The sequence below is a fragment of the Pseudomonas allii genome, from assembly GCF_055380095.1.
On record NZ_AP039450.1, the window covers coordinates 583910 to 608669 of the forward strand.

The window sequence follows — 24760 nt, forward strand, 5'->3', positions numbered from 1 at the left end:
TTCTATCGCCCGAGCGGCACGACCCTTGCTTTGGTTCTTTCTTTCGCGGTGCTATCAAATTAATGGCACCCGTGGTGGAGGGATTCCCGATGTCTGCCGTTCTCTCATTGTTACAAAGCCGTCTGTTGCGGCCGGTGTTCGTTACCCTAGGTATCGCTCTTTTGGTGCAAGTGCTGGTGGCGGTCGCCCTGACGCGAAGCACGGTCACTGCACTGGAGGCTGATCTGGGCAATCGCCTGGGTGTCGACAGCCAGAAGCTGTCCGGCGAATTGACCCAGGCTGGCAAGGAAGTCACGTCCAGTCTCGATAGCTTGTCTACAAGCACCCGTCAGCGTCTGACCGCAGGGTTATCGACCCGTTTGCAGGAAGAGCAGAAGCAACTGCGTGCGACCCTGGAAAAAGACCTGAAAGACTCTGCCAATGACATGGCGCAACTGCTGGCCTCGGTGGCGCCCCGCGCCATGTGGGACAGCGACGTGCCGACGCTGTCGGAGTTCGCCCGGCGCGCCCAGCGCAATCCCAACGTGCTGTTCGTGGTCTATGACGACGCGGCGGGCGAGCACCTGACTCGCTACCTGAACCGTGAAAACCCGATCAACCAGGCGCTGTTGGATAAGGGCAAGGGGGATCGTGCCCTGGATAAAGTGTTGGATGCGGCCAAGGATGATCCTTCGGTGTTTTACGTGGAGGCGTCCATCAGCCCCAATGGCGTAGAGATCGGCAAGGTGCGCATGGGGGTTTCGACGGCTGCGGTCGAGGCTGATCTGCAAGCGCTCGACAAGCGTTTTGCGGCGCTGATCGCCAGCGGCGATCAACTGGTCGGCGATAGCCTCAAGGGCGCGGCGGCTGATAGCGCTGCTGCCATGGGCGCCCGCTTGCAATCTGCGCAAGCCACGGCCACCCAGATGACGGCCAACACCACCAGCGCCGTGCAGGACGCTGCTGGCACCCTGCGCTGGCGTATCGGCATGGGGCTCGCGCTGGTCGGTCTTGGCGTATTGCTGTTGATCGCTGTGGTGCTGGGTCGCCGTGTGGTCAACCGCTTGAAGCTGCTGATCGCGGCCATGGACGATTTGGCGGCGGGCGAGGGTGATCTCACCAAGCGCGTGCAGATCAGCAGCAAAGATGAAATCGGCGACATGGCTTCGGCGGTCAATCGCTTTGTGGATAAGTTGCAGCCCATCGTGCGTGAGGCGGGGGATGTGGCCCAGCGTACCGGTGTGGAAATTGGTGCCATGACCCTGCGCAACGCAGGTGCCGATGCGGCCGCCGGCTTGCAGCGCGATGAAGTGGCCGAGAGCTTGCGCGCACTGTCGCAAATGGCCGATGAGGCGCAGGCCGAAAGTCATGCGATGCAGGCGGCGTTGCAGCAGGTGGTGGATATCCGTCAGGCCACGGACGAGAACTCGCGCACCTCGGCTGAAGTCGGCAGTTTGATCGAGGCGCTGGCGGGGCAAGTCCAGGCCGGTTCCACGGTCATCGAGCGCCTGGCCCAGCAAAGCGAGCAGATCGAGGTGGTGTTGACTGTCATTCACGGCATTGCCGAGCAAACCAACCTGTTGGCACTCAACGCGGCGATCGAAGCGGCGCGTGCCGGCGAGACCGGGCGCGGCTTCGCGGTGGTGGCAGACGAAGTACGGGCACTGGCGAGCAAGACCCAAAGCTCCACCGGCGATATCCAGGCGCATATCGTGGCGTTGCAGCAAGGCGCGCGGGAGGCGGTGGAAACCATCGGCAAGGCTGGGCGTCAGGCGAATGAGGGCTTGCTGGTGCTGCGTGACAGCGTGCGCTTGCAGCAGACGGTGCAGGCCTCGGTGGAGCAGGTGCATGCCGCGATTGGTTTGGCGACGCGTGCAGCCGAGCACCAGGCCCAGGGCGCCCATGCGGTGCGCGGCCGGGTCGAGGTGATCCATGCCCAGGCCGAGCGTGCTGCTCAGGCGGTGGTGGAGACTACCGCCAGTGGCAAGGTGCTGGATGGGTTGGCGGCGCAGTTGAAGGCGAGCCTGGGGCAGTTCAGGGCCTAGGTGGATAGCCAGATGGACGGGCAGGCTAATTAGTCTTGAATTTGGCTACATACTCATTCAAATGTTCTCCAGGGAAGCATATTGGCGCTGGGGGGCATCGTCTCAGTATTATGGGGTTAGCGATGCTGCGATGGTGCCAATGCGCCTTTTTTCAATAGTTTTGCCGCAACTCGAAAAAGGTCGGGCATATCTAAGCGACCGTCATTCCGCCGATACATTACACCTATCTCTTCAAGCATCTTCGAGAGTTCTTCCTCCTTATGTGCCTCTTGGTTTTTAAAGGGCAGAAGGTAGCTGTGACGTTTTGCGTCTGCAACTAATGTCTTTATAGTTCCTGCCTTTCTCCATACGTCAAATACTGCATGATCATCTTGCGGCAAGAGTAGGCCTGCTAGAGGCGCTAGGACCCCCTTGATCCATGGGAATTCTTGATGCAGTTGGTCGACACGTGTCTTAGAGGCTTCACGGAGGCCATGTCTGATGCCATCAGGAGTTAAAACCTTGTCTAGGGGCGCAACACCATATTTCGCTGCCGCATTCATCAGTCCCAGGAAGCTTCTTGGTGTAACTTCCGCATGGGCGTCAGCAGTATGTCTCAACGGCCATTCGTAGGTGCTGCCTTTTTTGAATGCATAGCTACCAGTTCCCATATATGGGCCGGAGAATTCAATCATCAAGTTCTTCTGATCTTCCTCGTCATGGATCAGAGACCACCGCCGAGTCAAGATGGATTTCCTGCTGGGTTTAGGTAGATTATTAGCTGTCAGTAGCTTGTTAAACGCTTTACGAGTGTCTTCCTTACTTGATGAGGCTAGTCGCGAATACAGAAGGCCATAGAGGTCTGTCCAAGACCACGCCAAGCGGACTGCCCCAGTTCGGAGTTTCGGAAGTTCTACGAATCGTAGTGCATCATCCTCAATCTGGTCAGGACGTAAAAAAAGTTTGACGCGAATAGAGCGGTAGGCGCGCATAGCCCATACCACTTCCAAAAGGGCCTCTGTCAGCAGCCGTCGCCGCGGCCATGTGCGTGCTACGGTATCGAGCGCGTCATAGACAATCAGTAAAGTTTTTCCTTCGTCACGAAGCCGGTGCTCATGATCAATGAGCAGATCTTCTCGAAGCTCCCAATCCATTCCAGCACTGATAAATTTCCCCGGTCTGCTACTAAGCTTTCCTGCTGACTGAGCCGCTGCACTTAAAATAGTTGCCCACCAAAAAGCTTTAGCTTCATCGAGCGCAGCGGTAGCAGGTACATATTTATCAATCGCTTCATGAGATATGCCATCAGGGCCTCCGACGCCAGTGTATCCAAACCGAACAATCAGTTCAGAGAGGCCTAGCTTGGGATAAGCAATAGCTGCTTCCTTCAGTGTTTCAGTCTGACCAAGAACACTTGACCAAAAACTTTTGCCGCTGCCGCGCGATCCCACAACAATTGGAATCATTGGATCTAGCGCAACAGCGTGTTTTTCTGGTGCATAGAGGTCCTCAATTTTTGCCACATGGGCGCCAACCGCATCATTAGATACGTCGCCTGGGAATTGAGCGACGGCGTTACGAAGTGCTCGAAAGTCGTCTTGGGAAAGATTCATTTTTATTCCAGGAGCTGAGGGATGCTATTGTTTATCTTGTCTAGTAGTTCCTGATAGGAGGAGCTGTAGATGCTGTTTTCGATTAGGTCGCGTTTTATTAAAGGATTGAAGCTTTTGTATCGTGAGTCGTCGATGATTGCTAAAGGGGTGAAATAATTAGGGTCTTCAGCTGGTAGCACATCTGCGTCGGAAATCTCATCGTCCCACTCCAACTGATCAAAGTCGCTGATCTCATGGTTGATCTCGTTAATTGGGCTTTTCTGGTGAGGCCCTAGTCCGATAGTAGTAAACAAGCTTTCGCAACGTTCTGCAAAGTCTTTGCGAAGCTCCGATTCTGCGGGAGCTTTGCCTTGGATAATTGTGAATCGGCTTAGCCAGCCAGGCAATTGCTCGGCGTTAGTGAACTTAGCCATATGGGATAGTAGAATTCTAAAGCCTTGAAAGGTTTGTGGCTCATCTAGTCCGAAAAGGAATACTTCCGCCCCTAAACCTAATAACGCAGAAGCAGTGGTTTCGTGAAGGCCGGCACGAGCATCGACCAGGATAACGTCATACCGACGCGGATCAGAAAACTGGTCGATTAGTGATGAAATTTGGTCAAGAACCGTAATTACTTGTCCTTCGGGGGTAATGTCCTCGGCGTAAGCCCGAGCAATTTTTGCTAGGACTTCAGACGGATTATTTATTGAGCGCCGACCCAAGACAGGTATAACGTCTATTCGGCCGTTATTACCAGTCAATGGTGACGGGCTGACTAAGTCGGCCAAGAAAGTTTCGTCCAGTGCTGTAAGTCCATTTTCAACTAAGGCATCTAGCAAGCCAAACTCAGGGAGCGTGTCATCGTTCAGAAGAATAGCGCCGAGCCCTGGAGCCTCAATGTCCAAATCTATAGCTAAAACTTTTAAGCCGCGAGCAGCCAAATCCGCCGCTACAACTGCAAGCGCTGTCGATCGCCCAACTCCGCCTTTAATGCTTGAAAAGACGAAGCGCGGTGGCGCTGAGTTAGGTGGGGCTGGGGCGCGTAGCCAATCCGCTCCAACCAGACGTCTATCTATTAGGCGAATTTTCCGCCCTTCTATGATAAGGGAAGTTATCGTGTTTTCGATTAATAAATCACTGACTCCATATTCCGAAATGTCAGCTACCAGTTGATCGTCTCGGGCGTAGTGCTTAAGGGACGACCGCAGTGATGTCGATAGTTGCTCGATAGTCGCTGGAGACAAAATCGAGTTACTAAAAAATGCCAATCTGCCGGTGGTGTCGCGTAATACGACACCGTCAGAAAGTGCCTCATCTCCAAGCTGTCTAGCCACTGTTGTGGCAAGTATTCTAAGGCTGTCATCGAAGTGAACGCGCATCAATAAATCCTCAGGTACCAATAGAGCCAATTACACTAACGGCCTGCGCTTTCCACTGATCCAACAGTCTGGTTGGGATTTGGTTTCCTTTGCTGTAGCGCATCGTTATATCCCAATCTGAAAAAAAGTTGTCGTTCAGAACGTGTCTGCGTAAAACAGTGGCATTTCTGCCTTCAAGCTTGTTTCTGAGTAGCGTTTTCAGCGTTGGAAAGTGTGCGAAAAAGGGGTCATTTTCACGGCTCGCGAGTGGCCTGAACCCGATTTCAAGCATCAATGCCTTTACTCCGCATTCGGCAGCAATTCCGTACAAGTAACCAGCAACATCTCTGCGGTTAGTAGGGTCTAGAATGTCAGCTGCTTCCAGATGTCGTCTCGCTGCTGCTCTCATGTCTGGGGCGTAAGGCATCTATCTCTAACCTTCAAAAAATGAAGGAACAATAGTCGTTCGGATGGCTGAAATCCATTGTAATTTGTTACTAGGGAATATGCGCGTTTGAGGGCTTAGCGACTCAGGTACATCCGGGTTGTCAGCAGATAAACCGGCAACCCCGACACCAAAATCAACAGCGCCGCATATGGCGCTGCTGCCGCGAACTCAATATTCGAGGTATGCGCCCACACAGCAGTCGCCAAGGTATTCAGCCCCGTCGGACTGAGCAGCAACGTCGCCGTCAATTCCTTCATCGCATCCAGGAACACCAGCGCAAACGCCGCCCCCAATGCCGGGAAAATAATCGGCAACGTCACTCTGCAAAACGCACTGAACGGCGAGGCGCCCAGCGTGCGTGCAGCCTCTTCCAGCTGCGGCGCAGCCTTGTTCAGAGCCGTACGAATCGGCGCCTGGGCCAGCGGCAAAAACAGCAACGCATAAGCAATCAACAGCAACGCTGACGTCTGATACAGCGCCGGCACGTAGTGCAGGGCGAAATACACCAGGGTCAGCGCAATCACCAGGCCGGGCAGGGCGTGCAGCAGGTACGGCAGGCGCTCGGCCCATACCGCCAGTTGGCCTTTGTAGCGCACTACCAGTAACCCGACCGGCACCGCCAGTACCAGGCACAACGCGGCGCCTCCGAGGGACAGTGCCAATGAGGACAGCAACGCTTCACCGATCTCTACTACCGGGAACGCGGCAGAAGAGCCCACCGCCAGCCAATAACCGAGCATCCCCAGCGGAATGCCGCTGCCGATGATCGCCAGCGCCAGGCAATACACCTGGCCCAGTGGCGCCCACTTACCCAATCGAACCTGCTCCGCATGTCGCGCTGCGCCCTGGCCAATGCGCACGTGCCTGCCCTTGCCGCGCACGCGCAGCTCCAGCCACAGCAGCGTCAGGCACATCACCAGCAGCACGGCCGAGAGCATCGCGGCATTCGCGTTGCTGAACTCCAGCTCGAACTGCTGGTAGATCGCGGTGGTGAAGGTCTGCAAGCCGATGATCGACAGTGCACCGAACTCCACCAGCATGTGCAGCGCGATCAGCAGTGCCCCGGCCAGCAGCGAGGGCCACAGTAGCGGCAATGTCACGTGAAAGAAGATGCCCCAGCGGTTCAGTCCCAGGGTGCGGGCCGATTCTTCCAGGGACGGATCAAGATTGCGCAGGGTCGCCGCCACCGGCAAGAACACCAACGGGTATTTGGACAGGCTCATCACCAGGATGGCGCCGCCGAGCCCTTCGAAACTGGCGCTCAACGACACCCAGGTAAAGCTGCTGACAAACGCCGGCACCGCAAACGGCAGGCACAGGATCACACCCCAGATGCGCCGCCCTGGCAGGTTGCTGCGCTCCAGCAACCAAGCCAGGGACAGGCCGATCACGCCGCACGCTACCGTTACCCCGATCATCAGCGCCAGGGTGTTGCGCAGCAACCCAAACACATAGGGGCGCCACAGCAGATGCACCGCCTCCGCCCAGCCTGCTTGCCAGGCCTTGGTGCCGACGTACGCCAGCGGCAGCAGGCTCAAGCCAACCAGAAACAGCACCGGCAGCAACAGCCAGATTGACGGGCGCTTGCGCCGTGGGCTGAACCCTGTGCGCAGGGCGGGTAGCGATGGGTTCATCAGTTCAAGCCAACGTCACGTTCCAGGTCCAGGGCTTCTTCGGCATTGCCCAGGTCTGCCGGGGTGACTTTCGGCGGTTGCAGTTCGCTGAAAGGCTTGAGACCGCGATTGGATTCCATACCCTTGCGCAGCGGGTATTCGGCCGAGGTATTGGTGATCACGCGCTGGCCTTCTTCACTGGCCATGAATGCCAACAGTTGCTGGGCTTCCTTGGGGTGCTTGCTGGATTTCAGCGCGGCGGCCGAAGACACGGTGATCAAGCCACCGGCGTCGCCATTGGTGAAGTAGTGCAGTTGGGAATCCAGATGGGTCTTTTCTTTCTTCAGGGCGAACCAGTAGTAGTTGTTCACCAGAACGGTGGCCACTTCGCCGTTTTCGACGGCTTTCAGCGCAACCATGTTGTTGCTGTACACCTTGCCGAAGGCGCGCAGGCCGGTCAGCCATTCTTCGGCGGCTTCACGACCGTGCAGCTTGATGATCGCCACAGCCTGTTCCTGGAATGCGCCGCTGGTTGGCACGAAGCCGACCTTGCCTTGCCACTCGGGGCCGGCAAAGTCGAGTACCGATTTGGGCAGGTCTTTTTCAGCAATCAGCTTCGGGTTGAAGGCCACGACACGGGTGCGCGCGGTCACACCCATCCAGTCGCCATGGGCGCCAACATAATCCTTGGGCAATACGTCGAGGGTGTTGGCGTCGATCTTGGCCAGCAGCCCTTGCTCGCCGAGTTTGTTCAGCGGCGGCGATTCTTCGGTGTAGATCACGTCGGCGGGGGAGCGGTCGCCTTCTTCGACGACCTGGCTGGCCAGCTGGTTACTGCTGCCTTTGCGCACGTTGACGTGGATGCCGGTCTTGGCTTCGAATGCCTTGGCGAGTTCGTCGCCGACTTCTTTGTGCTGGCCGTTGTACAGGGTCAGGGAGACCTTGTCGGCGGAATAGGCGGTGGGGGAGAGCAAGGTCAGGCCGAGCAGGGTGAGGGTCAGGCCACGCAGAAGGGATGTCTTGAGACGGGTATCGCGGATGGTCATCCGAAGTTTTCCTCGCTTGTGTGCAACAAATCATTGCAAGGATAAACGATAAAGTTTCTCAGGTGCGGATGCAGGCGGAAATCGACAGGGAAGTTTTCAAACCACGGAAACGAAAAAACCCGCTTTCGCGGGTTTGATCTGAATTTGGTGCCCAGGAGAAGACTCGAACTTCCACGACCTTGCGATCACCAGCACCTGAAGCTGGCGTGTCTACCAATTTCACCACCTGGGCATTATCAACAACGCTTGCGCCGTTGATGGAGCGAACTATACGGAGGGCTTTTTGATCTGTAAACCCCTGATTCAAAAAAATAAATCAAGTTTTCCGTTAAAAATCAAAGCCTTGAAACGAAAAAACCCGCTTTCGCGGGTTTTATCTGAATTTGGTGCCCAGGAGAAGACTCGAACTTCCACGACCGTAAGGTCACCAGCACCTGAAGCTGGCGTGTCTACCAATTTCACCACCTGGGCATTATCAAACAACGTTGCCGTCGTCGATGGCGCGCACTATACGGAGGGGATTTTAAGCTGTAAACCCCCGCCACGAAAAAAGCCTGGAAAATTTCGCCAGTGGTCGTGCAAGGTGCCCGTTGCGGGCTGCAAAGGGCTTTAAAAGGCTTGTTGACGTCTGAAATTTCCCGTTTCAATACGCGTATGCCAAACTAACCCGCATATAGACAAGGTGAAAACTCTCTAATGGCCGATTGGCAGTCCCTCGATCCCGAGGCCGCTCGTGAAGCGGAAAAATATGAAAACCCTATTCCTAGCCGCGAACTGATCCTGGCGCATCTCGCCGATCGGGGTTCGCCTGCTAGCCGCGAGCAGTTGGTCGAAGAATTCGGTCTGACCACCGAAGACCAACTCGAAGCCCTGCGCCGCCGCCTGCGCGCCATGGAGCGCGACGCACAACTGATCTACACCCGCCGTGGCACCTATGCGCCTGTGGACAAGCTCGACCTGATCCTCGGCCGCATCGCCGGCCACCGTGACGGCTTCGGCTTTCTGATCCCGGACGACGGCAGCGACGATCTGTTCATGAGCCCGGCGCAAATGCGCCTGGTGTTCGATGGCGACCGTGCCCTGGCGCGCGTTTCCGGCCTCGACCGTCGCGGTCGCCGCGAAGGCGTGATCGTCGAAGTGGTGTCCCGTGGTCACGAGACCATCGTTGGTCGCTACTTCGAAGAAGGCGGCATCGGTTTTGTCGTGCCGGATAACCCCAAGGTCCAGCAGGAAGTGCTGATCACCCCGGGCCGCAACGCCAACGCCAAGATCGGCCAGTTCGTCGAGGTGAAGATCACCCACTGGCCGACGCCGCGCTTCCAGCCGCAAGGTGATGTGATTGAAGTGGTCGGCAACTACATGGCGCCGGGCATGGAAATCGATGTCGCGCTGCGCACCTACGATATTCCTCACGTCTGGCCTGAAGCCGTCGTAAAAGAGGCGCGCAAGCTCAAGCCGGAAGTCGAAGAGAAGGACAAAGAGAAGCGTATTGACCTGCGCGATCTGCCGTTCGTCACCATCGATGGCGAAGACGCCCGCGACTTCGACGATGCGGTCTACTGCGAAGCCAAGCCAGGCAAGCTGCGCCTGTTTTCCGGCGGCTGGAAGTTGTACGTGGCGATTGCCGACGTCTCCAGCTACGTGAAGATCGGTTCGGCCCTGGATGCCGAGGCGCAGGTGCGTGGCAACTCGGTGTACTTCCCCGAGCGCGTGATTCCGATGCTGCCCGAGGAGTTGTCCAACGGCCTGTGCTCGCTGAACCCGAAAGTCGACCGTTTGGCCATGGTGTGCGAGATGACTATCTCGAAAACCGGCGAAATGACGGACTACCAGTTCTACGAAGCGGTGATCCACTCCCAGGCGCGCCTGACCTACAACAAGGTCAGCACCATCCTGGAACAGCCGAAAACCAGCGAAGCCAAAGCCCTGCGTGGCGAGTACGGCCATGTCGTGCCGCACCTCAAGCAGCTCTATGCGCTGTACAAGGTGTTGCTGGGCGCACGTCATACCCGTGGCGCGATCGATTTTGAAACCCAGGAAACCCGGATTGTTTTCGGCTCCGAGCGCAAGATCGCCGCGATCACCCCGACCACCCGCAACGATGCGCACAAGCTGATCGAGGAATGCATGCTGGCGGCCAACGTGGCCACCGCTGAATTCCTGAAGAAGCATGAGATCCCTGCGTTGTACCGGGTGCACGACGGCCCGCCGCCGGAACGCCTGGAAAAACTGCGCGCGTTCCTCGGTGAACTCGGCCTGTCCCTGCACAAAGGCAAGGACGGCCCGACGCCGAAGGATTACCAGGCTCTGCTGGCCAGCATCAAGGACCGTCCGGATTACCACGTGATCCAGACTGTCATGCTGCGCTCCCTTAGCCAGGCGGTGTACAGCGCCGACAACCAGGGCCACTTCGGCCTGAATTACGAGGCGTACACCCACTTCACCTCGCCGATCCGTCGTTACCCGGACCTGCTCACGCACCGCGCCATCCGCAGCGTGATCCACTCCAAGCAGAACACCCCGCATGTCAAGCGCGCCGGTGCCATGACCATTCCGAAGGCACGGATCTATCCGTACGACGAAGCGGCCCTGGAACAGCTGGGCGAGCAGTGCTCGATGAGCGAACGCCGCGCCGACGAAGCCACCCGCGACGTGGTGAACTGGCTCAAGTGCGAGTTCATGAAAGATCGTGTAGGCGAGTCGTTCCCGGGTGTGATCACGGCCGTGACCGGCTTTGGTCTGTTCGTGGAACTGACCGATATCTACGTCGAGGGCCTGGTGCACGTCACCGCCTTGCCGGGCGACTACTATCACTTTGACCCTGTGCACCACCGCCTGGCGGGCGAGCGCAGCGGTCGTAGCTTCCGTCTGGGCGATACCGTGGAAGTGCAGGTCATGCGCGTCGACCTCGACGAACGCAAGATTGACTTCGGTATGCCTGATAAGCCGGCTGAATCGCCGGGCAGCCGTAAAAAGCGTGGCAGCGAACCGACCAGCAAAGGCAAGGGCGCGCCAGCTAAAGCGGCCGCCGTGGAGCCAGCGCCTGCCAAGGCCGGTCGCCGCCCATCGACCAAGGAAAAGGCTCCCGAAGCCTACCGCCCAAGCGACGCAGCGGCGAAAAATGCCGAACTGCGCAAGAGCCGTGAATTGAAGCAGCAGTTGCTCAACGAAGCCAAAAGCGGTGGTAAAGCGGCGTCTGGGGGAAAGTCCCACGGGGCGGAAAAGCCGTCGAGCAAGCCGAGTAAACACCGTAAAGGCCCGCCAAAAGCGGGTTCGGCTCCCGCGAAAAGCGGCGGGTCGCGCAAACCTAAGGCCAAGTCATGAGTCTGGAAAAAATCTACGGCGTCCACGCCGTAGAAGCACTGCTGCGTCACCACCCCAAGCGCGTCAAACAAGTCTGGCTGGCGGAAGGCCGCAGCGAGCCGCGCGTACAAGCGCTGGTTGAACTGGCAACGCAAAACAAGGTTGCCATCGGCCAGGCCGAGCGTCGTGAAATGGACGTGTGGGTAGAGGGCGTTCACCAGGGCGTGGTGGCAGACGTCAGTCCGAGCCAGGTCTGGGGCGAGGCGATGCTCGATGAGCTGCTCGACCGCACCGAAGGTGCGCCGCTACTGCTGGTGCTCGACGGCGTGACCGACCCGCACAACCTCGGCGCCTGCTTGCGCTCGGCGGATGCTGCCGGTGCGCTGGCGGTGATTGTGCCCAAAGACAAGTCGGCGACCCTGACGCCGGTGGTGCGTAAAGTTGCGTGTGGCGCGGCGGAAGTGATTCCGCTGGTGGCCGTGACCAACCTGGCTCGTACCCTGGAGAAACTCCAGCAGCGTGGCCTGTGGGTCGTGGGTACGGCGGGGGAGGCCGAGGTCAGCATTTATGACCAGGACCTCACCGGCCCGACCATCCTGATCATGGGCGCCGAAGGCAAGGGTATGCGTCGCCTGACCCGTGAGCATTGCGATTACCTAGTGCACCTGCCGATGGCCGGTAGCGTCAGCAGTCTCAACGTGTCGGTGGCCACCGGTGTCTGCCTGTTCGAGGCCCAGCGCCAGCGTGGCGCGAGGGCCAAGGCCAAACCGAAGAAGTGATCAAAATGTGGGAGGGGGCTTGCCCCCGATAGCGGTGTGTCAGTTGCAGATGATGTGGCTGATCCTCCGTAATCGGGGGCAAGCCCCCCTCCCACAGTCGTGTTGGGGTGCTTGGAAGATTGTTCAAATAATCACCAATCACCTTGCGCGCATCCTCCCCCTTCTCTACAATTGCGCCCCTTGCCTTCCTGGCGGGCACCGATGTGCCTCCCTGCGGCAAGATCCATAAGTGTCATTCACTCCTTGTCTGACCGTTTTTGAGCGGCAGGCTACAACCCGTAAGGAGCATTCATGCGTCATTACGAAATCATCTTTTTGGTCCACCCGGATCAAAGCGAGCAAGTCGGCGGCATGGTTGAGCGTTACACCAAGCTGATCGAAGAAGACGGCGGCAAAATCCACCGTCTGGAAGATTGGGGCCGTCGTCAACTGGCCTACGCAATCAACAATGTTCACAAGGCTCACTACGTGATGCTGAACGTTGAGTGCACTGGCAAGGCCCTGGCCGAGCTGGAAGACAACTTCCGCTACAACGATGCTGTGATCCGTAACCTGGTCATCCGTCGCGAAGAAGCCGTTACCGGCCAATCCGAGATGCTCAAGGCTGAAGAAAACCGCAGTGAGCGCCGTGAGCGTCGCGACCGTCCTGAGCACGAAGGCGCTGATAGCGTTGATAGTGATGACAGCGACAACAGCGATAACGCTGACGAGTAATCCACGGACCTTTTAAGGAGCCTATCAAATGGCACGTTTCTTCCGTCGTCGTAAATTCTGCCGCTTCACCGCTGAAGACGTGAAAGAGATCGATTACAAAGATCTCAACACTCTGAAAGCCTACGTATCCGAGACCGGCAAAATCGTTCCAAGCCGTATCACCGGTACCAAAGCACGTTATCAGCGTCAGCTGGCCACCGCTATCAAGCGCGCCCGCTTCCTGGCCCTGCTGGCCTACACCGACAGCCACGGCCGCTGAGACCGGGCAGTCGACAAGTAGTAAGGGATTGAATGCATGCGCGCCTTAGCTGAGTTCATCATGCGCGGTCGTGTGCAGGCCACTCTGGTAGTGGCTGGATGTGCAGCATTGCCGTTGTTGTATTGGTTGGGTGCTGCCGCAGGTTGCCTTGTGCTGCTGCGGCGCGGTTTGCAGGATGCCCTTGGCGTCCTGGCCCTGGGAGTGCTGGCCGCCTTGATCTGGTGGCTGCAACTGGGCGAACCCAAGGTACTTCTGGTACTGCTGGGGTCGTCGAGCCTTGCGTTGGTTTTGCGCGCAAGTGAGTCCTGGGCCCGCACGCTGCTGGTCAGCGTGGCAGTGGGGTTGGTGTTTTCGGTGTTGATCGACGCGGCTTTCCGCCCGCAGATCGAGGCGCTGTCGCAAGAGATCGTCAAGATCCTGCCGATGGCCCTCGGGGAACTCTACCAGCAGCTTTCGGTAGATGAGCGAGCGCGTCTTGCGACACTGATTGCACCGGCCCTGATCGGCCTGATGGCGGTAATGATGCAGATCGTCAGCGTGCTGAGCCTGATGCTTGGGCGATATTGGCAAGCGTTGTTGTACAACCCGGGTGGTTTTGGTCGCGAATTTCGCAGTATCAGAATTCCCGTGGGCCCGGCGATGTTGCTGCTGGCACTCATGGTGGTCGGACCGTACTTCGGTTCACAAGCCACCTTGCTGGTGCTGTTTTGCAGCGTACCGCTGGTGTTCGCCGGACTGGCTCTGATTCACGGGCTGGTCGCGCAGAAGCGCCTGGCCAAGTTCTGGCTGGTGGGGATGTACGTAACAATGCTGCTGTTCATGCAGCTGATCTATCCGTTACTCGTGGTTCTGGCCATTGTCGACGGCCTGATTGATTTTCGCGGTCGTCTGGCGCCGAAAGACGCCGATAACGCGAACGGTGAAGGTTAAAAGTTAGAGGATTTTCACATGCAACTGATCCTTCTGGAAAAAGTCGCCAACCTGGGCAACCTGGGCGACAAAGTGAACGTTAAGGCCGGCTACGGTCGTAACTACCTGCTGCCATACGGCAAAGCCACCGCCGCAACCGCTGCCAACCTGGCTGCGTTTGAAGAGCGTCGTGCCGAGCTGGAAAAAGCCGCAGCAGACAAAAAAGCTTCGGCCGAAACTCGCGCTGCCCAACTGGCTGAGCTGGAAGTGACTATCACTGCCACCGCCGGTGACGAAGGCAAGCTGTTCGGTTCGATCGGCACCCACGACATCGCTGATGCACTGACCGCCTCCGGCGTTGAAGTGCAGAAGAGCGAAGTTCGTCTGCCGAACGGCACCATCCGCAACGTAGGCGAATTCGACGTAGCCGTGCACCTGCACGCCGAAGTTGAAGCCACCGTACGCGTTGTCGTGGTAGCAGCTTAAGCCGCACCTAACTGACTGGCACCTCGCGTGCCAGGCGGTTAACATCGGGCACGATCCTGTTTACAGGTCGTGCCTTTTGTTTTTTTACACACCCCCAAATTCCAAGTGGCCATGAACGATATTTCAGCTCCTGAGCAATACGATCTGCAAACCGCTGCCCTGAAGGTGCCGCCGCATTCCATCGAGGCCGAACAGGCCGTGCTCGGTGGTTTGATGCTGGACAACAACGCCTGGGAACGCGTGCTGGATCAAGTCTCGGACGGTGATTTCTATCGCCATGACCACCGCCTGATCTTCCGTGCCATCGCCAAGCTGGCTGACCAGAACTCGCCGATCGACGTGGTGACCCTGGCCGAACAACTGGACAAGGAAGGCCAGACCTCCCAAGTCGGCGGCCTGGGCTACCTGGGCGAACTGGCGAAAAACACGCCGTCCGTCGCCAACATCAAGGCCTATGCCCAGATCGTTCGCCAGCGCGCCACGCTGCGCCAACTGATCGGCATCAGCACCGAGATCGCCGACAGCGCCTTCAACCCCGAAGGGCGCACCGCCGAAGAGATCCTCGACGAAGCCGAGCGCCAGATCTTCCAGATCGCCGAGGCCCGCCCGAAAACCGGTGGCCCGGTGGGCGTCAACGAGCTGTTGACCAAGGCCATCGACCGCATTGACACCCTGTTCAACACCGACGCCGCCATCACCGGTATTTCCACCGGTTATGCCGACCTCGACGAGAAGACCAGCGGCCTGCAGCCTTCCGACTTGATCATCGTCGCCGGTCGTCCGTCCATGGGTAAGACCACCTTCGCGATGAACCTGGTGGAAAACGCCGTATTGCGCAGCGACAAGACCGTGCTGGTGTACTCCCTGGAGATGCCCGGCGAATCGCTGATCATGCGGATGCTCTCGTCGCTCGGGCGTATCGACCAGACCAAGGTGCGTTCCGGCCAACTGGAAGACGACGATTGGCCGCGCCTGACCTCGGCGGTCAACCTGCTCAACGACCGCAAGCTGTTCATCGATGACACCGCAGGCATCAGCCCATCCGAGATGCGCGCCCGTACCCGCCGCCTGGTGCGTGAGCACGGCGACATCGCCCTGATCATGATCGACTACCTGCAGTTGATGCAGATCCCTGGTTCCAGCGGCGACAGCCGGACCAACGAGATTTCCGAAATCTCCCGGTCCTTGAAAGCTCTGGCCAAGGAATTCAACTGCCCGGTGGTGGCGCTGTCCCAGCTCAACCGTTCCCTGGAACAACGCCCCAACAAGCGCCCGGTGAACTCCGACTTGCGCGAATCCGGCGCGATCGAGCAGGACGCCGACGTGATCATGTTCGTGTATCGCGACGAGGTGTACCACCCCGAGACCGAGCACAAGGGCATTGCCGAGATCATCATCGGCAAGCAGCGGAACGGCCCGATCGGCTTTATCCGCCTGGCGTTCATCGGTAAGTACACACGCTTCGAGAACCTCGCACCGGGCAGTTACAACTTCGACGACGACGAGTAAAACCCAGGCTCAAGGGCGCGCCTCGGGGAGCGGGCCGAACAACGCGCGGATGGTCGGTTCGTTGTACTGGTAGTTCCAGCGCAGCTCGGTGCCGGCGCAAATATCCTCACGGGTAAAGAATGCTGTCAGTCTCAGTGATTCCCGAGGTTGCTCGCCTTTCTGGGTCTCCACATTGAAATACACTGCTTCGACGTTGTAGCCACCGCTTGCCTGGCGCACCGGGTAACCGGCTTCGTAGTCAAAGATAGTGTTCATGCGCGACAGCACGTTATCGCCTGAGAGCACGACTTCGCGGTTGATGGGGCTCGCGGTCGTCTCGTGTGGGGTCTGATAGGGGCGCACGTCGATCAGGTACGGGTCCCGGCGAAACCCGGCGATGTGATTGGGCAGTAAGCCGCCGCCATATACCCCCAGCACTTCCCCCCTCGTCAAGTCTCTCGTGCTCACCACACAGGACTGCCCTATCAGTACCGACTCTTCGGCGAAGCGGCACTGGGCTTGAGTAAAGGGCACCACTTCGATTTTTTCGTCATACAACTGCGCAACTTTTTCGTAGCCTTCCCACTGGATGTACGGCAACACGGGCTGCTTGGCGAACATCGCTCCGGTCGTGGGGGATTTGCCCTGGCTTTGCATGGCTTTGATGCGCATCGGTAGGCCGTCCACGTCACGCAGGGGATAGCGGCCATTGTTGGCGCGGTCGTAGAGGCCTCGGTAATTCTGGCTGAACTGGTACGAGGCGTGGGAGCGCATGCTGCGCAGCTCGCTGGGCCCGTATGGATGAGGCGGGTTGGGGAGGGGCGACGGTAAACTTTCCATTGCTGACTCATAGTCGACGTTCGAATCGGCCGATTCAAACAGCTCGCTGGACGTGGAGCCCGAGCGCCTCCTTGGGGGTGTCGGCATCCCGCCCAGTAGCGCACCCTTCTGCGGATCAATCTGCCAGCCGCCCTCTGCGTTCTTGCCGATATACGGTTGGTAGGCCCTGAAGCGGCTGCGGGCGTCAAGCAAACGCCACCCCAGCGCGTCAGCTTTGACCAGATAGTAGTTGCCGGACTCCAGTACGTAATAGCGGTAGCTGCCATCCGGCAGGGGCGGGGCTTGGTAGACGCCGTCTGCGCGCAAGGTCAGCCCTTCGGGGGGCGTCGGGCTGGCGAAAAGCGGGTCGAAAGGCAACCCCGGTACAGGAGGGGCGTCTGCCCACGGTGTTGGCGCACGCCTGGGCGGCGGGGGGGTGGCCAGCAGTTCGAGGCTGGCCTTGCGCAAGGCGCTGGGCAGGTCCGCAACCCCCGACTGGCGCAGCACGTGACTGCGCTCGCGGTCTGAAAGGCTTTGATCGATAGCCGTGAGCAGGTCGGCCGGTGCGCCCAGCGCTTGGCCTTGAGCCGCATGGCAGGTGAACTGCTCTTGCTCACGCACCAGCAAGTGCCCGGTGTCGGTATCGCCGGCTCCGTTGCTATAGAGCAAGGGGCCGGTGAGCGTATGCTCGCGGATCTCCAGTCGACTGGAGGTCGGCCAGCCGGGCAAAGACTCCAGTGCGGTCAGCACCAGCACAGGGTAGTCAGGGCTGCGGGTTGTCTTCAGGTAGAGGCTTTCGTAGGCACGATGGACGCTGGATTGGTTCAGGTATTGGCCGAACTCCCAATGCTGCTGTGCGGTGAGGGAGTATTCCAGCTGTAATCGCTGCTGGTCTGCGAAGCTTAGCCCGCAGGTCGCCTCTTCCAGATGACATTTCGATAGGCCGGGCAGGATGTCACGGATCGCCTGCTCCAGCGGGGACGCGGGTTGTTCGGCGCGGTCGTTGAGCCAGGTAAACACGCGGTGTGCGTGCTCATGGGCCTCGGCTGCCAGGGTGAATGCGAGGTTTTCGACGTTGCTGGAGCGTCCGACCCGTCTGGCGGGCAGTTCATTGAACTGCGCTTGGGTCAGTTGTTCTTCCAGGCAGTCCAGCAACTCGCCTTTGCGAAAGCGTGCTTCGGGGACCGTGATTTCCGGCCCTTGGTTGCCGTGGCTGAGCAGGACCCGTTGCTGTTCATCGACCACCTTCAGCACGCGGTTCGTCGGCCATTTTGGCAGGGACACCAGCAGGTGAAACTGGATAAGCGGAGAGTGTCGGCTCACCTCGCTGCCTTCGGCACGGGCGAAGTTGAAGTCTTCGATTTCCTGCGCCAGGTTGAAGCGCCTGACTGTGTCGCGCAGGCCCGGCGGCGGGCGCACGACTTCCTGGTGCGCCTGGCGCAGCAGGCTGGCGTCGGCACCACTGACCCGCAGGATCGGCTCCACCGCCGATGTCTTGATGTTCGACGCATCGGGGCCCAGCCGCTTGATCAGTTTGAAGTCGTCCCAATCGCGGGAAGTTTCGTGTTCCTGGCGCCACCCGCCGACGTCATTGCTGAGCATCTGCGGCTGATAGGCGCGCGGGTCGCTGGGGTGTTGCAGGCGCCATTGCGAGGTGCGCGGGTCGCGGGCCAGGGCGTGCAGGTGGTCATCAAGAGACACGTAATGCTGCCCCTCGTAGTGCTGCAGCCCCTGGGCGTCGACCGGCACTTGCGCTGGCAGTGTCTTGAGTTGGCGGTACGGCACCATGTCCGGGTTCCACAGGCGCATGCCCTGTTCCTGCACCTTGACCGCGATCAACCGTGCGCCGAACCCTCCGGCTTTCACCGCGCCTGCGGTAGCGACGCCCTGGGCGACGGTGTCCACCACGTCCATCATGTCATTCAGGGCTTGGTCGCTGTCCCCTCGGCTCCAGGCGGCAAACCCGTTGTACAGGCTGTCGACCAGCTGTGCGGCTGTTACCACCAGCAGCACTTCGCCCACGATGGGAATGAATGACGCCGCGAAGAACAGCAGCGACTTACCGGCCTCTGCAAAGTAATGCAGGCGTTTCTGCCGGCTCAGGGCGTCGGCATCCGCGGTCGGCACCGCCAGGGTGCGGGCGTCGTCGCGGATCTGTTGGATACGTTGTATGGCGACTGCCTGGAACGCGTCGCCCTGGATCAGGGTACCGCTGACTTTGGCTTCAAGGTGTGCCTCAATCACCCTGGCAGGAGAGTCAATGCGTGGCGCGACGGTCCTGGCGGGCAGCACCGTGAGCAGCGTGCCCTGGTGTCGAAGCGGTACCAGTCGCTGGAAAAAACCGAAGTAGGCGGGCTGGGCCAGGCGTTGTACCAGCGAGTGTTCCAGGGACTCCATTGACTCATGCTTGCGGAACGAGCCGACGGGATCGTCGGGTATATAGAGCAGTTGCTGTCGATCCACTTGCGTATCGTGGATGACCAGCACGCTCGGCAGCACCACGCCGCCCAGGGTCAGGTGGTTGCATTGCAGGTCCGGATGGCTGCCATTGCGGGCCAGGCCCAATAGGGCGCTGTACAGTCTTTGATCAATCCAGCCCCTCAAATGAGCGATATGCAAGGCGGTTTCGAACCGAGTCTGTTCGCTTCGGGAAAAAAGCTGGCGTACCTGCACGGCTGCCTGGGGTGTGTCCTTGGGCGCAAGCAGCGTCTCAAGGTGTTGGAGGTAATGCTTCCCCAGGTCGAGGCTGCGACAGAAACCGGCGAACATGATCGGTGAGATGGGCTGCCGGGTTATCGCGGCGCCATACACATTGTAAATGGCCGATCCGGCTTCCATCCCGCCATCCTCGGCTTCATCCGCTTCAAAGTTCTGCAGTGCGGCTTCCAACAGGGGTTGTTGGGTGGTCCTGGCGTGGGTCTTGATCAGGCCCAGCAGGTGATGGTTTTTCCATTCGCGCAACACAACCCCACGCTCACTGTCGAGCAGGCCGAAGAAGGTGTTGTGGAGCGCAAGTTCGAAATACGGCCGGGCGTACTCCGAAGGGCTTTTGAGCTGGCTGAGCAGCGCCTTGAGGTCATGCCGGGCCTGGTTGCTGTCGATCAGGCTGCGGCGCAAGTCATCGCGCCGTATCTTGTTGGCCCGGGTGAGCCAGGAGGGCAGGTTTTTCCGAATGAATTCAGTGTGGGCCGGCAGTGCGGGGGGCGTGACAGGTTTTGGCGTCAGGGCGCTCATGGCGTGTCCTAGGGCGGGTTGGTTTGCCTCAGGTTACCCACGAAGATTGCCCGCAATGGCTAACGGGGTAGTGCGCGACGATAGGCGAAACCCTGTAGCGGCTTGGGTTGAAATGCCGGTGCGGCAAAAGCCGACCATTGCCGTCGGAATTGGTCAAAATTTGTGCTATATTCCGCGCCCGCGATTTTCCATCTCAACACCGGTCACCGTCATGCAAACAGCCAAGCCTTTATTTGATTATCCCAAGTACTGGGCCGAATGTTTCGGTCCAGCGCCATTCCTGCCGATGAGCAGGGAGGAGATGGATCAGCTTGGCTGGGATTCCTGCGACATCATCATCGTCACCGGTGATGCGTACGTTGACCATCCGTCGTTCGGCATGGCGATCATCGGCCGGCTGCTGGAGTCCCAGGGCTTCCGCGTCGGGATCATTGCGCAGCCGAACTGGCAGTCCAAAGACGACTTCATGAAGCTCGGCGAGCCGAACCTGTTCTTCGGCGTCGCGGCCGGCAACATGGACTCCATGATCAACCGCTACACCGCCGACAAGAAAATCCGCTCCGACGACGCCTACACCCCAGGCGGCATGGCCGGTAAACGCCCGGACCGCGCCAGCCTGGTGTACAGCCAGCGGTGCAAGGAAGCCTACAAGAACGTGCCGATCGTACTCGGCGGCATCGAAGCCTCCCTGCGTCGCATCGCCCACTACGACTACTGGCAGGACCGGGTGCGCAACTCGATCCTGATCGACGCCACGGCCGATATCCTGCTGTACGGCAACGCCGAGCGCGCCATCGTCGAAGTCGCCCAGCGCCTGTCGTGGGGCCACAAGATCGAAGACATCACCGATGTGCGCGGTACCGCGTTCATCCGTCGCGACACGCCGGCCGGCTGGTACGAAGTGGACTCCACGCGTATCGACCGTCCGGGCAAGATCGACAAGATCATCAACCCGTACGTCAACACCCAGGACACCCAGGCCTGCGCCATCGAGCAGGAAAAAGGCCCGGTTGAAGACCCGGAAGAAGCCAAGGTCGTGCAGATCCTGGCCAGCCCGAAGATGACCCGCGAAAAGACCGTGATCCGCCTGCCCTCGGTGGAGAAAGTCCGTGGCGATGCGGTGCTCTACGCCCACGCCAACCGCGTGTTGCACCTGGAGACCAACCCAGGCAACGCCCGCGCCCTGGTGCAGAAGCACGGCGAAGTGGACGTGTGGTTCAACCCGCCGCCCATTCCCATGACCACCGAAGAAATGGACTACGTGTTCGGCATGCCTTACGCCCGCGTCCCGCATCCGGTGTATGGCAAGGAAAAAATCCCGGCCTACGACATGATCCGCTTCTCGGTGAACATCATGCGTGGCTGCTTCGGCGGCTGCACCTTCTGCTCGATCACCGAGCACGAAGGCCGCATCATCCAGAACCGTTCCGAAGAGTCGATCATCCGCGAGATCGAAGAGATCCGCGACAAGGTGCCGGGCTTTACCGGCGTGATCTCTGACCTCGGCGGCCCGACCGCGAACATGTACCGCATCGCCTGCAAGAGCCCGGAGATCGAATCCGCGTGCCGCAAGCCATCGTGCGTGTTCCCTGGTATCTGCCCGAACCTGAACACCGACCACTCGTCGTTGATCCAGCTGTACCGCAGCGCCCGTGCGTTGCCGGGTGTGAAGAAGATCCTGATCGCCTCCGGCCTGCGCTACGACCTGGCTGTCGAGTCGCCCGAGTACGTCAAAGAGCTGGTCACCCACCACGTCGGTGGCTACCTCAAGATCGCCCCGGAACACACCGAGGAAGGTCCGCTCAACCAGATGATGAAGCCGGGCATTGGCAGCTATGACAAGTTCAAGCGCATGTTCGAGAAGTACACCAAGGAAGCGGGCAAGGAGCAGTACCTGATTCCTTACTTCATCGCCGCCCACCCCGGCACCACCGATGAAGACATGATGAACCTGGCCCTGTGGCTCAAGGGCAACGGCTTCCGCGCCGACCAGGTGCAGGCGTTCTACCCGTCGCCGATGGCCACCGCCACGGCCATGTACCACTCGGGTAAGAACCCGCTGCGCAAGGTGACCTACAAGAGCGACGCGGTGACCATCGTCAAGAGCGAGGAACAGCGCCGACTGCATAAGGCGTTTCTGCGCTACCACGACCCGAAAGGCTGGCCGATGCTGCGTGAAGCACTGACCCGCATGGGCCGCGCCGACCTGATCGGGCCGGGCAAGGACCAACTGATCCCGCTGCACCAACCGAGCACCGACAGCTACCAGAGCGCCCGTCGCAAGAACTCGACGCCGGCCGGCAGCCACAAGGTCGCCAAGGAAACCACCACCAGGATCCTCACCCAGCACACCGGCCTGCCGCCGCGTGGCAGTGACGGCAGCAACCCGTGGGACAAGCGCGAACAAGCCAAGGCCGCGGCCCAGGCGCGCAACAAGCAGGCCGCCAAGGAACGCGCGGATGCGGCCAAGGGCAAGGGCGGCAAGCCTGCGCGCAAGCCGGTCGTGCCGCGTTGATCACAGCCTGAACATGCCAGACGCCAGCCTCGTGCTGGCGTTTTGCTTTCTAGCTGTTGGGTAACCTGTTTGCTAAGGTGGCGCCCATTAAATCGCTATCGCGGGCAAGCCCCCTCCCACATGTTGAATGTATTCACAAATCAATGTGTGGGAGGGGGCTTGCCCCCGATAGCGTCAGTTCAGTCACCACCCATTTCAAGGACGAACACCCCATGGGCAACCCCCTGGCCGGCATCGGCATGGACTCCAACCGCTCGCAGTTCATGGCGCGCCAGCGCATCGAAAGCCAGATCAACCTGCCGCGCCTGTTCGCGGCCATCGATGCCGACCCCGGTATTGTCGGTGCAGGCGTCGTATACATCGACGCCGATTTCAACGTCATCACCCTGCGCGAATTCAAGCCCATCTGCAGCATCAAGCCTAAGCGCATCATTTTGCGTGAAGCACAGAAGTACATTGCGCCGACGCAGTTTGCTCAACATGTCGTGAGCAATCCTCGAGAGTCCCGACTGATTGGCGAAGCCGTCAATACCGGAATCTCCTGCCTGGGGGCTGTCATCAGCTGGGCTGCGATCGCCAGTGGAACCATTCTGGTGCCTTTCAGTGCCGGCGCCAGTTCCGTCATCGTTGTGGTGGGATATGCGGCTGCCGGTGCAAGTTCGCTCCAGTGTTTCAACGGCATTGCTCGAACAGCGCTGGAGGTCGCCAAACCGGAGGTAAACGATTGGCTCGACAGTGAGGGCTGGTACCAGAATGCATCCGTTGTGTTGGACGCCGTATCACTGGCCGGCGTAGGCGGTTCGGCCCTGACGACGGTCAAGCTGGTCAGGGCTGCCAAAGCATCGACGGGCAAGAGCCTGCGTGACGTGCTTCGCGGTTTGAATCGCCAGGAAAGAGCCAAGCTGACGAAAGAGCTGCTCAGCATCAACCATCCCAGCTTGACCGCGAAGATGCTCAAGTTGAGGCAGGCGTCGGGCGAACTCACCAAGCGTTTCACCCCTACGCAGCTCAAGCACAGCACCACTACCCAGATCAAAGACGTCCTGGGCGCAACCATAGGATTTGGCGGGAGTGCCTACTCCGGAAACGTCAACACCATCGCGATTGGACTCTACGAGGAGGTAAGCGAATGAGCGAATTGATGACGCTACGCGACTTTTTCAGGCAATACTTTCTGACGTTTATGGGCGGCGTATTTGCTGCGTGTTTTTCTTTGGCGTTGGCTGTGGCGCTGGCGTTCATCACCTATTTTCGTGATGCACCCATTGCTCAAGTGGGGCTCAAGATCATGTCTGCCGGGGCGCTGCTCATTCTGTTGACTGTCCACAGCAACTTTATGATTTTGCGCGGCCGCCCCTCCTGGGTCTGGGTGATGGTCGGCATCTACGTCGCCTGTCTACTGTTTGTCGTCCCAATGCTTCAGTACCAGCCTCATAAAGTTCTCTATGGGTTGGCGCTGTTATTCCCGTTCCTTGGATTGTTGATACTTAACAGCAAGGTTCAACGAGAGATGCGTGCAAAACTGGTGGGGATCCGTCGCATTCGGCAATCTGTCAAATCAACCGTTGGGTCGAGTAGCCGCATGTGAAGGAGTCGCCGTCGATAACCGGTTTTCTCGCGCGCTATTTCCCCGTGTTCATGGGCACGATTTTCATGGCGATCTTTTCTGGCTCTGCCGCGGTTTCCACGGCGGGCGTGACCTATTTGCGTGGCATTGATCCCGCGCTCAAATCCAGCTATTCCGGTGCTGCGATCCTGGTGCTGGTGGCGGTGCTGGTGTTTGGCAACGTCATGATCGCGCGCGGCTATCCGTGGGCGACGAAGCTGGTGGCGGGCTATCTGGGCGCTTGCCTGTTGTTCGTATTGCCAATGATCCAATACGACCTGCACACGCTGGTCTATGGCTCGGCTGTGCTCTTCCCGCTGTTGGGGTTGTTGCTGCTCAACAGCAAGCGCCATCGCGAAATGCGCCAGAAGCTGCTGGAAATACGTCACCTGCGCCAAGCCGCGATTGCCCGGCGCAAAACCGGTTGATTGGGTAGATTCCCCACCCGCCTTCACACCCGCGCCACAAATATGTGCGTCACTTGCACCAGAGCATCGCCGTTGGCGCCGTTTTGGTGCTGTACTGCACCGGGTCCCACGATAAAGCGCAATGACCGCCGCTCTGGCATAAGTCTTGCGCGCTTTGTGT

18 protein-coding genes and 2 tRNA genes are annotated in these 24760 nt (G+C 59.1%); 12 read left to right on the forward strand and 8 right to left on the reverse strand.

Going from position 1 to position 24760, the window contains the following annotated elements; translation table 11 throughout:
- Positions 1–89 precede the first annotated feature (89 nt).
- A complete protein-coding gene (locus ACZ445_RS02580) occupies positions 90–2024 on the forward strand; it encodes a methyl-accepting chemotaxis protein (RefSeq protein WP_058423459.1) in 1935 nt (644 codons plus the stop codon).
- Positions 2025–2140: 116 nt separating this feature from the next.
- On the opposite strand, the gene ACZ445_RS02585 is transcribed toward ACZ445_RS02580, so the two are convergent.
- From ACZ445_RS02585 to ACZ445_RS02615, 7 genes are all read right to left on the reverse strand, one after another.
- Positions 2141–3616, reverse strand: coding sequence for a hypothetical protein (locus ACZ445_RS02585; RefSeq protein ID WP_058423458.1), 1476 nt, complete (start codon positions 3614–3616; stop codon positions 2141–2143).
- A gap of 2 nt (positions 3617–3618) precedes the next feature.
- The gene (locus tag ACZ445_RS02590; protein WP_058423457.1) at positions 3619–4974 is read right to left on the reverse strand and encodes a MinD/ParA family ATP-binding protein; all 1356 of its coding nucleotides are present in this window, start codon (positions 4972–4974) and stop codon (positions 3619–3621) included.
- Between the two features lie 10 nt (positions 4975–4984).
- Positions 4985–5380, reverse strand: a complete 396-nt coding sequence (locus ACZ445_RS02595) for a hypothetical protein (protein ID WP_147467444.1) — start codon at positions 5378–5380, stop codon at positions 4985–4987.
- 95 nt (positions 5381–5475) lie between these two features.
- Entirely contained in the window at positions 5476–7035 is a 1560-nt protein-coding gene (locus ACZ445_RS02600; RefSeq protein WP_058423456.1) for an ABC transporter permease, read from the reverse strand.
- Positions 7035–8060 (reverse strand): extracellular solute-binding protein, encoded by a 1026-nt coding sequence (locus ACZ445_RS02605; protein WP_058423455.1) that lies wholly within the window; start codon positions 8058–8060, stop codon positions 7035–7037. The genes ACZ445_RS02600 and ACZ445_RS02605 overlap by 1 nt, the downstream gene beginning before the upstream one ends.
- A 145-nt stretch (positions 8061–8205) precedes the next feature.
- Positions 8206–8292 (reverse strand) — tRNA-Leu (locus ACZ445_RS02610).
- Positions 8293–8444: 152 nt separating this feature from the next.
- Positions 8445–8531, reverse strand: a tRNA-Leu gene (locus tag ACZ445_RS02615).
- 225 nt (positions 8532–8756) lie between these two features.
- Between ACZ445_RS02615 and rnr the strand changes: the two genes are divergently transcribed.
- The 7 genes from rnr (at position 8757) to dnaB (ending at position 16019) form a co-directional block, all read left to right on the forward strand.
- Positions 8757–11384 (forward strand): ribonuclease R, encoded by a 2628-nt coding sequence (gene rnr, locus ACZ445_RS02620; RefSeq protein WP_058423454.1) that lies wholly within the window; start codon positions 8757–8759, stop codon positions 11382–11384.
- The gene (gene rlmB / locus ACZ445_RS02625) at positions 11381–12142 is read left to right on the forward strand and encodes a 23S rRNA (guanosine(2251)-2'-O)-methyltransferase RlmB (RefSeq protein WP_058423453.1); all 762 of its coding nucleotides are present in this window, start codon (positions 11381–11383) and stop codon (positions 12140–12142) included. The genes rnr and rlmB overlap by 4 nt, the downstream gene beginning before the upstream one ends.
- A gap of 291 nt (positions 12143–12433) precedes the next feature.
- A complete protein-coding gene (gene rpsF, locus ACZ445_RS02630; protein WP_010563335.1) occupies positions 12434–12856 on the forward strand; it encodes a 30S ribosomal protein S6 in 423 nt (140 codons plus the stop codon).
- 28 nt (positions 12857–12884) lie between these two features.
- Entirely contained in the window at positions 12885–13115 is a 231-nt protein-coding gene (rpsR, locus tag ACZ445_RS02635; protein WP_002551829.1) for a 30S ribosomal protein S18, read from the forward strand.
- A 36-nt stretch (positions 13116–13151) separates the two neighbouring features.
- The gene (locus ACZ445_RS02640; RefSeq protein WP_058423452.1) at positions 13152–14045 is read left to right on the forward strand and encodes a YybS family protein; all 894 of its coding nucleotides are present in this window, start codon (positions 13152–13154) and stop codon (positions 14043–14045) included.
- Between the two features lie 18 nt (positions 14046–14063).
- Positions 14064–14510 (forward strand): 50S ribosomal protein L9, encoded by a 447-nt coding sequence (gene rplI / locus ACZ445_RS02645; RefSeq protein ID WP_003171376.1) that lies wholly within the window; start codon positions 14064–14066, stop codon positions 14508–14510.
- 111 nt (positions 14511–14621) lie between these two features.
- Positions 14622–16019, forward strand: coding sequence for a replicative DNA helicase (gene dnaB, locus ACZ445_RS02650; protein WP_016976916.1), 1398 nt, complete (start codon positions 14622–14624; stop codon positions 16017–16019).
- A gap of 9 nt (positions 16020–16028) precedes the next feature.
- Here dnaB and ACZ445_RS02655 read toward each other — a convergent pair whose 3' ends face one another.
- Positions 16029–20051 carry a dermonecrotic toxin domain-containing protein gene (locus ACZ445_RS02655; protein WP_058423451.1) on the reverse strand — a complete coding sequence of 1341 codons (4023 nt, stop codon included), beginning with the start codon at positions 20049–20051 and terminating at the stop codon, positions 16029–16031.
- 211 nt (positions 20052–20262) lie between these two features.
- Between ACZ445_RS02655 and ACZ445_RS02660 the strand changes: the two genes are divergently transcribed.
- The 4 genes from ACZ445_RS02660 (at position 20263) to ACZ445_RS02675 (ending at position 24600) form a co-directional block, all read left to right on the forward strand.
- Positions 20263–22566 carry a YgiQ family radical SAM protein gene (locus ACZ445_RS02660; RefSeq protein ID WP_058423450.1) on the forward strand — a complete coding sequence of 768 codons (2304 nt, stop codon included), beginning with the start codon at positions 20263–20265 and terminating at the stop codon, positions 22564–22566.
- A 212-nt stretch (positions 22567–22778) separates the two neighbouring features.
- The gene (locus ACZ445_RS02665; RefSeq protein WP_058423449.1) at positions 22779–23699 is read left to right on the forward strand and encodes a hypothetical protein; all 921 of its coding nucleotides are present in this window, start codon (positions 22779–22781) and stop codon (positions 23697–23699) included.
- A complete protein-coding gene (locus tag ACZ445_RS02670; protein ID WP_028615524.1) occupies positions 23696–24154 on the forward strand; it encodes a hypothetical protein in 459 nt (152 codons plus the stop codon). Before ACZ445_RS02665 ends, ACZ445_RS02670 begins: the two co-directional genes overlap by 4 nt.
- Before the next feature lie 50 nt (positions 24155–24204).
- Positions 24205–24600, forward strand: coding sequence for a hypothetical protein (locus ACZ445_RS02675; protein ID WP_058423530.1), 396 nt, complete (start codon positions 24205–24207; stop codon positions 24598–24600).
- Positions 24601–24760: the final 160 nt, after the last annotated feature.